Source organism: Moraxella sp. HMSC061H09, from assembly GCF_001809255.1.
Lineage (GTDB): Bacteria > Pseudomonadota > Gammaproteobacteria > Pseudomonadales > Moraxellaceae > Moraxella > Moraxella catarrhalis.
This window is the reverse complement of sequence record NZ_KV796834.1, coordinates 115,509-129,395: the sequence shown is the minus strand read 5'-3', so window position 1 is coordinate 129,395 and position 13,887 is coordinate 115,509. Positions and strand designations below refer to the sequence as shown.

Sequence of the window (13,887 nt, the reverse complement as noted above, 5' to 3'; positions counted from 1 at the left end):
ACTGTTTTTGATATACTCTAACAAAAGGAAAATCCCCCATGGATACCGATATCATCCTAAAAAATACCCCCCTTGACGCCCGCTTACAGTTGATTGACTTTAATAAAGCCACACCTCAAACACTTAAAAATTTAATTCAAACCGTCTTAGATGATGCCAACGAAACTCTGACCGACATTGAATCGGCAAGCCTGCCAACCAACGCAAAAGAAGCATTTGAAAAAATCCAAAAATTTAATGCAATCAGCGAAAAGCTCGACCGTTATTTTAGCGTACTATCACACCTAAATAGCGTTGCCAGCAATGATGCCGTCCGCCAGACCCACCATGAGGTACTACCCAAAATTTCTGAACTTGGCACACGCATTGGACAATCTGTCGCTTTATTTTCTTTGTATCAGCTGGTTGATACACAATTTGACCAACTACCAAGCCAATACCAAAATACCGCTCAAAAACGCGCCATTGAAAAATCTTTACAAAGCTTTCGCTTATCTGGTGTGGCATTGGATGCAGATAAAAAAGCACAATTTGCCGACATTCAAAGTAAACTGTCTTTGGCTTCTGCTAAGTTTGCAGATAATGTCATGGATGCGACGCGTCATTTTGTTCGACCACTACGCCCAGATGAATTATCAGGCATCAGCGAAAACGGCTTAGCACTGCTTAAATCAGCAGCCGAAACTTATCGTGCCAAGCACCCAAAGGCAACACTTGAAACAGAATATGTTGCCACCCTTGATATGCCGATGTATTTGGCGGTCATGCAGTTTGCTGACAATCGCACGCTGCGTGAAGAGCTTTATCATGCTTATAATACACGCGCCTCTGACCAAAGCCCAGATACAACCGAGTTTGACAATGCCCAAATTATGGTGGATATCATCAATTTACGCACTCAAAAAGCCAAACTTTTGGATATGCAAGACTACAGCGAACTGTCGCTTGCCACCAAAATGGCAAACACCAGTGATGAGATTGAGAAATTTTTACTGTCATTAAGCCATGCCGCCAAGCCACAAGCTTATGCAGAATATCAAGAACTTAAAGACTACGCCCAAAGCTTAGGTCTCGATGAACTTAAACCTTGGGATGTGGCTTATGTCAGTGAAAAAATCCGCCAAACCAAATTCAGCTTAACCAGCGATGAGCTTCGTCCATATTTTCCGCTACCTGTGGTATTAGATGGTTTATTTGAAATCTGTCAAAGACTGTTTGGGGTTAAAATTTCTGTTACCCAAAAACAAAACTATGTTGCATGGCATGAGGATGTGCTGTTTTGTGTGATTCATGATTCAGACAGTCATGAACTGTTGGGCGGCTTATATCTTGATTTGTTTGCCAGAGCAGGTAAACAAGGCGGTGCTTGGCTAGATGGCTTCCAAAGCCGACAAGTTTACGGTGATGAGTTACGCTTGCCAGTTGGCTTTGTGATTGGTAACTTTGCACCACCCATTGGTGATAAACCCAGTTTATTATCCTTTGACGAGGCCAATACGCTGTTCCATGAGTTTGGTCATGCACTGCACCATGTATTAACAACGGTCGATGTAGCTGATGTCTCAGGCATCAGTGGCGTTGAATGGGATGCTGTAGAGTTACCAAGCCAATTTATGGAAAACTTTGCCATCACCGATGAAGGTCTACGCCTAATTAGCCGCCATGTAGAAACAGGTGACGCCCTGCCAAATGATAAAAAAGATGCACTTATCGCCACCAAAAATTTCCAAACTGGTTTACAGACGCTACGCCAAATGGAGCTTGGTTTGTTTGATTTGCGGTTGCACACCGCTAAAATGGTTAACTTCGGTCAAATCACTTATGCAGACATCTTATCGGTAGCCGATGCTGTGCGTGATGAGGTTGCCGTCATCTTGCCAGCTTCATATCAGCGTTTTGGTAACGGCTTTAGTCATATTTTTGCTGGAGGCTATGCTTCAGGATATTATTCTTATATTTGGGCAGAGGTGCTATCAGCAGATGCGTTTGGTAAATTTGAAGAAGATGGTATCTTTAATCCAGCCACAGGCCGTGCGTTTCGTGATGAAATTTTAGCCCGTGGTAGCTCTCGTGATGCCCAAGATAACTATGTGGCATTTCGTGGACGCAAAGCCACCCAAGAAGCGTTGTTACGCCATCGTGGCTTGATTAATCAAGCATAATCACATGCGTTACCAATCTAATCGCCCAAAGCGGCAGTTTTTGGCTGGTGTGGTTTGCCCCACTTGCAAGAAAATAGATACCATCGTCCAAGTTCAAGTCTTTGAGCCTGACTATGATGAATATATTGAATGCATTGAGTGCGGGCATCATGAGCATCGTCCCACACCTGATGAGCTTACCACCATCCAAGAACACGCCGCCCAAGCAGATGGCGTTGGCATTGTGAAGTTTAGATAAATTTCACAATACCAAGCGTGGCTATGATCATTTAAGATCAAACTTGCCTTTCTGAGCGTTATTATCATGGCAGGTAATTTTTATGCCCACTGCACGCATCTGTTTAATACCCAACAAAAAAGATGCCCAATGATTGAGCATCTTTTTTTGATATAAGAATTTATGCATATTTAACACTTAATACGCCATTATTTATCCTTAGTTTCATTGAGCTTATCAATCCGCTGTTGCAGTTTTTTAATCTGTTTAGCATGCTCTTTGGCCTCTTCTTCACGCCATTTATCAGTTTTATAAAAATCAGCATCATGGCGATGAGTTAGGTCTGGTACATGTTTGATATTCATTTCATTGAGTGCAAAACTTGTAAACAGACTGTAGTCATTTTTTTGCTCTTGATAAGTATTTGCCCAGTGACCAAACTGCTCAGCTGCATATAAGAAAGTTGGGTTAGCACACACCTGCTTATCTTGCAAAGCTGCAACAAACTTATAAGAATGCGAAGGCGTCACCCTATCATCACGCTTGGAGGTCATCACCAATGTTGATGGATAACAGACACCTGCCTTGACATTATGATAAGGCGAATAGCTTTTTAAAAGCTTGTATTGTGCAACACTGTCATAGGGCAAACCATACTCACCTGCCCAATATTGGGTATGGAAATTATCGTTATAACGCAACATATCAAGCACGCCTGCCGCTGGTATGGCGACACGGAATTTTTCAGGATGCAAGACCATAGAAGCACCCACCAACAGCCCACCATTTGACGCGCCAGAGATTGCCAAATGATTGCTATCAGCATAGCCTGATTGTGCCAAATAATCAGCCGCAGCTGCAAAATCATCAAAGACATTCATTTTATTGAGCAGGCGGCCATCCTTATGCCATGTATGGCCATATTCACTGCCACCACGGATAAAGGCAGTTGCCCACACACCACCATGCTCAAGCCAAGCGGCTTTGCTTTTATGAAAGGCAAGATTTTCAGTAGCCCCAAACCCACCATAACCATACAATACGGTTGGGTTTTTACCATCAAGTTTAATCCCTTTTTTATAATTGATATTCATCGGTACTTTGGTACCATCTTTTGAGGTGTAAAGTATTTGTTTACTTTCATAAAGATTTTCATCAAAAGGAATCAAATCTCGACGACGCACATCAATAAACTCGCCCTTTGATGGGCTGTATTTATAAACCGTACGAGGCTTAATGATGGCATTAAAGCGAAAAGACACATAGCTTTCATCAGGGGTTTGATCATCCTCATCGGCTACCTCTTTATCTTTTGCTTTTTTATCCCCATCCTTGTTGTCATCTTCTGCAACATAGCTGGTTAAATCGTCCGCATTACCTGGTATGTCAGGTGTCAAATCTTTAACAATCTTGCCCGTTGTATCGGTTAATATCAGCTTGTGTGCGCCATCTTTTAGATATTTAATCAAAAAATGACCGCCTGCTTCAGGGTGATAAATCGCCTCTAAGGTTTCATCATACTCATCAGGGATAGCAACCACAATCTCACGCTTTTTAGGATTGTTTAGGTTCATTTTGAAAATATCACCCTTGATATTTTTTTCACCTGAGATGAAGTAAACATCCAGCGTTTTATCATCAAAATGTACCAAAGAGGCTAACGGTGCGTGAGTATAATCAGGTGCGTGATAGAAAAAGTCATTAAAGAATTTTTCGCTGTGAATACGATATACCTTATTGGTTTTGGTGTCTTTGATGAAGCTGGTCGGTGCTTTTTTATATGCTTCAATGACTAAATACCGTCTGGTTTCATCATCGCTGTACCACATATCCGTTGGACCTGCACCATCGATCTCACCCCAAGTCACCTCAATGGGATCAACCCATTTTTTGCTACCAACTTCATGGCGTTTGATTTGTGAGCCTTGAATGTACAAAAAGCTCTTATCATCTAGCCAAATAATGCTGTTATTGTCAGCATTTTGAATCGGCTCAATGGCAGCTTTACCTGTTTTGATATCGATGACATGTAAATCTGTGCGTCCTCGGGTGTCTGTATCATTATTACCAGGGGCGGTGACATAGGCAACATAAGAGCCTTTATCGCTGACATAAATATCTGGCCACGGCAAAACGGTATTACCATCTTCTGAAAGCTCTCTTTCATTGAATAAGGTGCGCTTATTGCCATCAGTGTCTGTCAACTCAAGGCGGATATAGCCGTCTTCATGACGGTATAATTCAAGACTGCCTACGCCATCTTTATTTTCTTTACGGTAGCTATAGCGGTAGCTCATCAAAGCGTTAATATTGTTTTTGACTTGCTCATAGATTGGGTTGGCATCAAAATACTGATTGGTTACCTCATTTTGAGCATTTACCCAATCATTAACCTCGCTTGATTGTTTTGGCTTAACCGTCTGTAAATCTTTGCGTGTGCGGTTATCAAACAACCCATCTTTCACATCATCTTCAAGCAACGAACCAATCAGATTGCGATCACGATCTTCATCAGTTTCTTGGGTGTAGTCTTTATTCATATCATCGACATTTTCAAGCCAACGAAACTTATCAACAATTTTTTCACCAAAGTAGCGACTGACGCCATCATCGGGACGAGGGTATGCTGAAGAGTCGCCAAACTCACCTTCAGATCGCACATGGTCAGCTGATCTGCCATATTCGCCACTTAAAAAATAATCCGTACTGTCTTGATGAATGCGTGTTATAGGATAAGTATAAACACCGTTAGTGGGCGGCTTAGTATCTTGTAAAGCTGCTTCATTATCGATGGTTTTGGTGCCAAATGTTGCCATTTGATGAACAGAAGTGCATTGGGTCAGGTACGCACACGATATGCCAGTACTGATAATAGCGGCTAGTTTATTGAGTTTCATTATTGTCTCCGTACTCCATAACAGAGCAAAGTTAGCATGCTTGGTCAAAAAAGTAATCAGCCAAGCCATGCTATTAAATTTTAATTAGCTGATGCTTGAGTTTAACCGTCAATGAATTTAACTAAGTCGAAAACAAACTTATCTCATCTCAAATGGATTGTAACTAAATTTATAAAATCATACGGTTTAAGATAAATTTGTTTGACAACTTATGATATTTTCAGCCAAGAAGCTGCTTAGAAAATGAATGACACGCCAGCACGATAGCCTGTATTGTGAAGCTTGCTAAAGTCTTTACTACCCAACTGATTGGTAATTTTTTCGTCATCAATACGGCCGTATAGGCGTACATTTTCTCTTAGATAATAATCGGCACGCACATAAGAGCGTTTTGAATCAATCTTATCAAATAACGCTGTTTCATAAGCCTGAACAAAATTATGGCATGAATCATTGGCATCAGCAACACACAAGTCTTTTTGGTAGGCATGTATCAGTGCTGCACCGCTTTTTTGAGTGCGTTCAGCAACTTTTTTACCAAAGCCTGCCGTCATGGTTAGGCGAGGCGTGATTTCATAACCTACCTTAACGCCCATGTAGTTGCCCTTGGATTTATCGGTAACAGTACCATTGATTTGTTCATTTTTTTGCCCAATATCTGCCGCCAATAGCAGTTTATTGTTGCGATATTCAACCGAAGCTGCTGCACCTTGGCTCTTGGTAGCATAAAAATTACTGTCTCTACCTGTGGTTTTTGCGTTTTGACGGCTATCACTATAGCCCAATGCAACACGCACCGTTTGATGATCATCAAGTGGATGAAGGTAGCTAACAGACGCACCAAAACCCTCTACCTCTTGCCCATTCTTCTTTTTACGAACATCGCTTGAAGCTGGCAGGCTATAATAGCCACTGGCATGCAATCCTTTAATGGCAGTATAATCCAAGCGGATGCTATTTTCCCCAAAAGTTTCAAGTGGTGTATAGGTATTGGTGCGTGTGACATAGCCCGTGTGCAGATATTGACGACCCAATGATAAAGAACCTAAATCTTTTTTATCAAATGCCATATTAGCACTATTTAGGTACATACCTGTACCGCTATCATAATAACCAAAACCAATTGCCCCACTGACACGCCAGCCATCTCTTAGTTTTCTAGATGCACGAAACTCCGTCCAAGAAGCACCTGTATCTTGCCCCAAGCGTACACGGCGATCACTTCTTTGCTCATAAGCACCTTTGGTGATGGCTTCGTAGTCATTGTTAACACTTGCCCAGCCTGTTTCTGGATAAAGGTAGGTATATTTTTGGCTATTTTTTTGCCCATAAGTGTTAATCTCACCATGCACATCGAAGCTAAAATCACCGCTTTTGTATAAATTATAAATCGCATGGCTAGGCATTGCGTTTAACAAAATCATGGCGGTCAAAAGCTTTAATGGGTTTTTGATGATTGATGGTTTCATAAAATATCCTTATGTCCCTGAATGTTTATTGATCAATGATGAATGGCTAGCAGCTGTTTATCATCATTGATATGGTTGATAGAGTATGCTTAAATTCATTAAAATGAAAAGCCAGTTGAAATGCGATAGCTATTATTCTTACGCTCACTATACGCACCTTCTTCGGTAAAGTTGGTGGTGCGTGTTTGGTTCATCGAAGCAGAAATCGATATGCCGCCATAGATATAATAACTTGCACTCAGACCATAGGTTTTTTGTTTGGTTTTATCAAAAAACCAACTTTCATGCACACGGCTTGAAATATTACCTCCTCGTTGTGCGATGATATTTGGTATATCCAAGCGTTTGTTGGGCTTGGTATTTTTATCGGTGGTTTTTTGTCCATAAGTCCCAGAAACAGAAATTCTTGGGGTTACTTTGTAGCTAATTTTTGTCCCAAAAGCTTTTGTGGTAATATCATCAATGATCGCACCGTGTAAATTTTCTTTGGCTTGACCAACATTACCGCTAATACTCCAATCTCCTTGGCGGTAACTTAGCCCCACAGTGGACGCTGTTTTGTTATTATAGGCGGTATCGCTAAAAAAATCTTTGTGCCTTTGGCTTTTGCTATAAGCCGTGCCAACAGACAGGGTTTGATTTGGGCTAATAGGATGGCTATAAGATGCAGAAAGACCTTGTGCTTTTTGGATATAGTAGTTTTCGTGGCTACTTACCGACCGTGTATCAGGTGAGCCAGGCAATGCATGGTATGCACTAAACTTAAACTTAGGGATATAGCTGGTACTAACCGATATGGCAGTGCTGTACTCGTTTGAGCCATCAACCAAATTATAAATTCCGCTGGGCGTACCAGCACCAGCACTAAATTCATTATCAGTATTAATACCGATACTGCCATATTTGGTGGCAAGATTCACGCCATAGCCATATGCAGCTCTTTGACCTTTGCTTGCTGGTGCATACAAACCAACATTACCAAATAAAGTAATATCCCGAGTTAGGTATTTTTGGGCACCCAGATAAACAGAAGCACCACCAAATCCATTGAGTCTTGCTCGCTCATCACTGTCTTGTCTGTCTTGGTCTTGTAGCATACGCTCTAAAGTGGCATTATTGCCATATACTGATGAGTCACCCAAATAAGTAAAAGTGCTTGAATTGACGCTAAGGCTGGGATTGACAGAACCACTGATACCAAATTTCAGACCATCTCTTAAGTTACGGTCAAGATAAACAGCATGTGCAGGTAAACTTGCCATAATCAACGAAACGCTGACGGCAAGTAGCCCAAGCTGTGTGGAAGTTTTTTTCATAAGTAATTGCTCCTTTTACTTACTTTTTGTTGGCTGTGATAGCTGGCGTAGTAGGATAAAGACAGACAAGAGATACAAAACCAGTCAAATTGTAAGGTAATATTACCTTATATAAACTTATGTTTCATATTTTATCTTTTTTATATCTTGTCGTTATTATAATGAAAAAAAATCCAAAAGCAATAGACTAAAGTTATAAAGTTATCATGGCGTGATTATTTCAATGATTATTTAAGGTTTCATTCAGACGCCTAAGATGTCAGCCATTTTATGATGACACGCATTCACCAACTGCCAAATCTGATGACCAATCACCATTCGCCCAACTTTTATCAAGATAACGCCCTTCTTTGGTCAAATACATTTGATATCGTCCTTGATATCAAATGTATTTGAAGCTATGGTCGATGTACTATCAAAATTTAGCCGTCAAACCTAAAGTCAGATTACGCCCCATCTGCGGTACAAACGGCAAAAATGAGTTGTGAATGTAGATTTGTTCATTAAGTAAATTATTCGCACGAATTGACAGCGTATAATCAATATTACAATATGCATTGTTATAATCTAAGCCAACATTGAGCAAATTATATCCTGCCGTTTTGTTTTCTGTGATATATCTTGGCTGCATCATCAAAGGGTTGTTATCACTGCCATAGTCGCTGATTCGGCAATGACTCTCATGGCGTTGGCAACCTTCTGGCTGCTTGAATTGAGGTTTAATGGCAACCGTTGAGGTGGCAACTTTATTTTGTGCAAACACATGGTTAAATTCTGCATTGGCAGACCAATGATCACCAAAATACCCTTGCCAACGAATGCCCAAGCGGCTGGGCGGTACTCTGGGTGCGTAAGTTGGATTTCGTGCCAAACGGTCATAATCCTCCTCGCCTGAGGTTGTTGTACCGTTTTTATAGACATTAATGGTTGTACTACAATCATTATTATCGTTAATTTGCCCCCACTGTTCAGGCGTTTTTAAGGCACAAGTCAATCCACTATCAGCATCATAATCACCATTATCATCAACGGTCATATCCTTGATATCATCATCAAAATAAACCCACTTTCTGCCAGCATACACAAGCTTACCTTTAATATCAGATAATGCACCAATTTTACCTTGCACCATATCACCAAAAAACATCACACTGTGATTGGCATTTGGCTGGTAAGTTAATGAACCCTCCACACCATAAAACTTAGCTGTCGTCTGATTATAGCGTCTTATGTATAAATTTCCTTCTTTGGCAATGGTCTCATTAAAGATATAGTTATCAAAATTGCTATAGTAAGTGCTTGCTTTATAGCTGACTTTATCTGCTGTATGCATAAAACCCAGCTCATAATTATCCGATTTTTCTTTGACCAAGTTTTTATTACCATGCTCAAAAGAGCTGGTCGCTAAATGTCCTCCTTGATAATAAAGCTCCATCGGTGATGGAATGCGTTCGTTATGTGAGTAAGTCAATGACAATCGATGATTTGGCGTAATATCCCATAAGGCACTGCCAGCGTAAGAGGTGGCATGTTGTTTATATGTCGTCAAATCAGGATGATCAGGTGCTTTTAGCTGTGCTTTACTTAAAAAATACTGCAAAGCATGGTCAAGTAAATGCTGGTCATATTCAATTGGTGTTTTTTGTCTTTCATGACGCATTGCCACCTTAAAAGTCATTTGATTTAGCTTTAGTTGCTCAAGTCCAAAAATACCAAGGCTTTTATTGGTATTTGGAACTAATAAGTAAGGACGGTATTGGTTAATGTTTTGACTTTGGGCTTTTTGCCATTCTGCCTCTGATTGAAAATAGCTTGGTAAATACGCCTCCCCTGCAGCAGATTTTTGGGTTTGATACCCAATACCCCAGATAAGCGTTTGGTCGGTGTATGATATAACTCCAAGCGACCATTAACGCCTTTTTTTGTAAAAATAGAGCTGGCATGACCCTTATCCACCGTTGTATCACGCTCAGAAGGTTTGTGATTGTTTGGGTCTTGCTCATTGCCAGCATCTTTTTCATCATGATAATAATCTGCATAAGTTAAGCTTAGCTTAATTTTATCCAAACCTTGAATAGGCCGATATACCTCGCCACGAATGTCGTAGCGATTGGTTTTCATATCAATCCAAGGCGAATGATGTTCATGATTGATGGGCACGCCCGTGGGATTATGCTCACCGATATGGTCTTCGTGGTTGTGGCGGCAATGCGTATGAGGATTGTCATCAATATCTGAATCTTCCATCAAATGAGGATAAATGGGTAAATAATAATTGGATTTTGTGATATTATGCCATTTGATAAAATGCTCTCGTTGGCTGTCGCAGTGGATATGCCCTGGGATACCATAACGATCTTTACGGTGGCTATAAGAAGCACCGATATGCCCATTATCATGAATATAAGACACGCCAATCATGCCAACGGTAGAGTTATTTGCACTACCTGGCACATAATCTAACATGCGATCTGCCTGAAAATGGGGAACTTGATAGTCATCAGCCTCTCGCTTTAAGCCCTCCACCCGAACCGCAATGCGATCTCCTACCCCAAAGCTCACCCCTGCAGTTGCAAGCTTTTCATGGTTGTTTGTGTTATATCGAAGCATCGTCTCGCCTTCGATTTTATCATGGATAGCACCACTAGGCATACGATTCGGGATACGGTCATCAACAACATTAATCACACCAGCTGGCGATGCCAAGCCATATAACAGCGTATCAGCACCACGAACAAGCTCAACTTTAGACGCTAAAAGTGTATCGGTCGCCACAACATGATCAGGCGATATTGATGACACATCAATCACATCAGTTCCATTTTGTAAAATCTTAAGACGCACACCCTCTTGCCCTCGCACAACAGGTGCAGATGAACCGCCACCAAAAGGGTTACTATGAATACCAAGCTCACCACTTAACGCATTGCCCAATGTTGCCGAACGATATTTTAATTTATCTTTTGAAAGCGTAAGATCACTGGATTGTTTTGAATCACTAAATACAAAACCTGTATTTTGGTTCGTTTGTGAGCTTACCAATACACCCTGTAAGGTGGTGGTTGGCTCTTCACCTAACTTAGTATTACCTGCTACCGCTGGCATCACAAAGGTGGCCAATATCGCACAAACAAGTGGTTTTTTTATCATGATACCCTCGGTTATGATATAACATAATTAAATAAAGCACATTATTATATAGCATATTTAAAAAATAACAATGATTTAATAAGAAAAGATACTTGAGCATCTGATTAGAACACTTTAATATTAATCCTACCATCTACCAATGCAAATGAGATCATATTTACCTTTATTGACTATTTGCCATAAAGATGAGAAGCATTGACCATTGTTCACAAACTCACAAACATTTGACCAAATAAGTTTTGGGCAACAAAAAAACAAGATTTGGTTATACGTATGTAAAAATAGCGTTAAGCTATAAATTTTTTTAATAATATATTATCAATGGTGATATTTGTAATAATTATTGCCTAATTCTTACAAACTTGTTTATAATAAGTAGAAATTAACCAAAAAGAGAATTATTATGATCAAGTTTATTGCTATTTTAAGCGTCGTAGCAATTGCATTAGCCCTATCGTCCACGCCTGTGATGGCAAAATACTACTTGTAGCGGCAAAAAGGGCGGAATTAGCCACTGCAGCGGTGGAAAATTCGTCTGTAAAGATGGCTCAATCAGTGCATCCAAAAAAGCATGTCAGTAAGGTGTGTTATGAAAAAGTTCTTAAAACGCCTTGGTATTATATTTGCTGTATTTTTTGGTATTATGGTGGTACTTGCCACCATCATTGAAACGCCTGAACAAGAAACCAAGAAAGAAGTTGAGCAAACAGACGAGCAGAAAACCGAGCAAGCCCCTCAGCAAGCAACCAATCAAAAGACTAAGCAAGAGACTGGGCCAAAAGCTGAAGCAAAGGCTAACAACGGGCCTAAAGCAAAGCCTGTCGTTAGTAAGCCCATATCTGAACACGCTTTTACAGAATACGACAAAGAAAACTACCCCAAAGTATACCAAAAATGGGGCAGTGATTGGATTGAAAGACTAGAAGCACACGAAAGGGCAGCGGCTGATAAAATTGCCAATTCTGATAATGCGTGTGATAGCATTAGTTTTATAGCTCTATCAGACGCAAAAAGTATTCCAAAACAAGAAATTGTTGTTTTTGTGGATTGTGCTAATGGTGAAAGATTTTTTGTATCAGATAAAGATTTAAATAAAGAGCTTAAATCTCAGTCCGAGCAGGCAATATCTGATAAAGTTGCATTATCAGAATGCCGAGAAATGGTAAAACGAGATGCTAAATATCCAGATAGCGTTGATTTTAAACTATTAGACACAAGTGTTCAAAAATCAAAAACCCATGGTAATGTCATTGTTACGACTAAATTTACCGCTAAGAATGATTTTGGGGCTGAGCTACCTTATACCGCCAAGTGCTTATTTACGCCTGATGGTAAAGTAGAGTTTGAATATATCAAGTAAACTATAATTAAAACCTTATCTAGACAGATTGAGTTTCAGCCTTTGTAAATACAGAAGCGGTGATTTTAGCAAATCATCGCCAAAGTTAATCAAACGAGCTATCATCAATCATTTTTTATCCAAGTGATTATTTACCCCAAATAAAAACACCCCAAAATATTTTGGGGTGTTTGTCCAATCAAAGCTAAGCTATCTTAAGATTACTTACGCTTTTTGCGTTGAATGGCATGAATGGCTCTGCCATCTGCCGATAAAGCAGCTTCATGTACCGCCTCAGAAACCGTCGGATGAGCAAAAGTCATCAGCTGCAGATCTTCGATACTAGAAACAAATTCCATGGCAATCATGCCTTGGTGGACAATATCACCTGCACCAACTGATACAGCATGCATACCCAATAAACGGTCAGTTTTGGCATCAGCCACCACTTTAATCAAGCCAACGCCCTCACCTTGTGCTAATGCACGACCATTGGCAGATAAGCTAAATGAGCCTGTTTTCACTTCATAACCTTGTTCGGTGGCAGCTTGCTCAGACAGACCTACCCACGCAATCTCAGGATGGGTATAAATCACACTGATGATGGTGTCATAGTTGACTTGGGCTTTTTCGCCATGAATGCGTTCAACAGCCATCATGCCCTCTTCCATCGCTTTGTGGGCAAGCATCGGACCACGAACCAAATCACCGATAGCATAAACGCCGTCTAGGTTGGTTTTACATTGGTCATCAACCGCTACCAAACCACGCTCGGTAAGCTCAATGCCACAATTTTCTGCCAACAGCTTTTCACTATAAGCACGACGACCTACGCACACAATGAGCTTATCAAAGGTATCTGTTTGAGTTTCACCTTTAACATCAGTGGTTACGATCACTTGACCATCTTTTACCTCAGCACCTGTCACTTTGGTATCAACACGGATATCAAGGCCTTGTTTTTTAAGTAGCTTCGCTGCTTCTTTTGAGATGTCTTTGTCAGCGACTGCCAAAAATTCTGGCATGGCTTCATAAACCACAACCTCTGCACCCAAACGACGCCAAACCGAGCCAAGCTCAAGCCCAATCACACCAGCACCAATCACACCCAAACGCTTCGGAACCTCAGCAAATTCCAACGCACCTGTTGAGTCAACGATATACTCGCCATCAGTTTTGGCAACAGGAATCTCAATTGGGACAGAGCCTGCCGCTAGAATCACATATTTGGCAGTAATGGTACTTTCATCGCCCTCAAGTGGTGTAAATTTTACTTGTTTTTCAGCACCTTTACCATCAACCAATGTACCCCAGCCTTGTAACCAGTCAACGCCATT

General features: G+C 40.6%; 7 protein-coding genes and 1 pseudogene. 3 read left to right on the top strand and 5 right to left on the bottom strand.

Translation table 11 applies throughout. The features are described from left to right. Positions 1-38 precede the first annotated feature (38 nt). Together HMPREF2573_RS01045 and HMPREF2573_RS01040 are read left to right on the top strand one after the other, a co-directional pair. Positions 39-2,162 carry a M3 family metallopeptidase gene (locus tag HMPREF2573_RS01045; protein WP_003667294.1) on the top strand — a complete coding sequence of 708 codons (2,124 nt, stop codon included), beginning with the start codon at positions 39-41 and terminating at the stop codon, positions 2,160-2,162. A 4-nt stretch (positions 2,163-2,166) separates the two neighbouring features. Next, on the top strand, positions 2,167-2,400 hold the full coding sequence (locus HMPREF2573_RS01040) for a YheV family putative zinc ribbon protein (protein ID WP_003661034.1): 234 nt from the start codon (positions 2,167-2,169) through the stop codon (positions 2,398-2,400). A 188-nt stretch (positions 2,401-2,588) separates the two neighbouring features. Here the strand turns inward: HMPREF2573_RS01040 and HMPREF2573_RS01035 are convergent, their stop codons facing one another. From HMPREF2573_RS01035 to HMPREF2573_RS09800, 4 genes and pseudogenes are all read right to left on the bottom strand, one after another. Beyond that, entirely contained in the window at positions 2,589-5,276 is a 2,688-nt protein-coding gene (locus tag HMPREF2573_RS01035; RefSeq protein ID WP_070472233.1) for a prolyl oligopeptidase family serine peptidase, read from the bottom strand. A 236-nt stretch (positions 5,277-5,512) separates the two neighbouring features. Beyond that, complete coding sequence (locus HMPREF2573_RS01030) at positions 5,513-6,745, bottom strand: porin family protein (RefSeq protein ID WP_070472230.1); 1,233 nt, start codon at positions 6,743-6,745, stop codon at positions 5,513-5,515. A gap of 98 nt (positions 6,746-6,843) precedes the next feature. Beyond that, on the bottom strand, positions 6,844-8,061 hold the full coding sequence (locus tag HMPREF2573_RS01025; RefSeq protein WP_003666550.1) for a hypothetical protein: 1,218 nt from the start codon (positions 8,059-8,061) through the stop codon (positions 6,844-6,846). A gap of 415 nt (positions 8,062-8,476) precedes the next feature. Then, positions 8,477-11,211 (bottom strand): annotated as a pseudogene (locus HMPREF2573_RS09800) (TonB-dependent receptor). A gap of 589 nt (positions 11,212-11,800) precedes the next feature. On the opposite strand from HMPREF2573_RS09800, the gene HMPREF2573_RS01015 reads away from it, so the two are divergent. Next, positions 11,801-12,571 (top strand): hypothetical protein, encoded by a 771-nt coding sequence (locus HMPREF2573_RS01015; protein ID WP_003661021.1) that lies wholly within the window; start codon positions 11,801-11,803, stop codon positions 12,569-12,571. 200 nt (positions 12,572-12,771) lie between these two features. On the opposite strand, the gene HMPREF2573_RS01010 is transcribed toward HMPREF2573_RS01015, so the two are convergent. Then, positions 12,772-13,887, bottom strand: a 1,116-nt coding sequence (locus HMPREF2573_RS01010; RefSeq protein WP_228141142.1) for an FAD-dependent oxidoreductase, incomplete at its 5' end; no start/stop codon positions are given.

Excerpts from the sequence above, each read along its gene's own strand:
- HMPREF2573_RS01015 (WP_003661021.1), top strand. The coding sequence starts at position 11,801 with ATGAAAAAGTTCTTAAAACGCCTTGGTATTATATTTGCTGTATTTTTT.
- HMPREF2573_RS01030 (WP_070472230.1), bottom strand. The coding sequence starts at position 6,745 with ATGAAACCATCAATCATCAAAAACCCATTAAAGCTTTTGACCGCCATG.
- HMPREF2573_RS01025 (WP_003666550.1), bottom strand. The coding sequence starts at position 8,061 with ATGAAAAAAACTTCCACACAGCTTGGGCTACTTGCCGTCAGCGTTTCG.
- HMPREF2573_RS01040 (WP_003661034.1), top strand. The coding sequence starts at position 2,167 with ATGCGTTACCAATCTAATCGCCCAAAGCGGCAGTTTTTGGCTGGTGTG.
- HMPREF2573_RS01035 (WP_070472233.1), bottom strand. The coding sequence starts at position 5,276 with ATGAAACTCAATAAACTAGCCGCTATTATCAGTACTGGCATATCGTGT.
- HMPREF2573_RS01045 (WP_003667294.1), top strand. The coding sequence starts at position 39 with ATGGATACCGATATCATCCTAAAAAATACCCCCCTTGACGCCCGCTTA.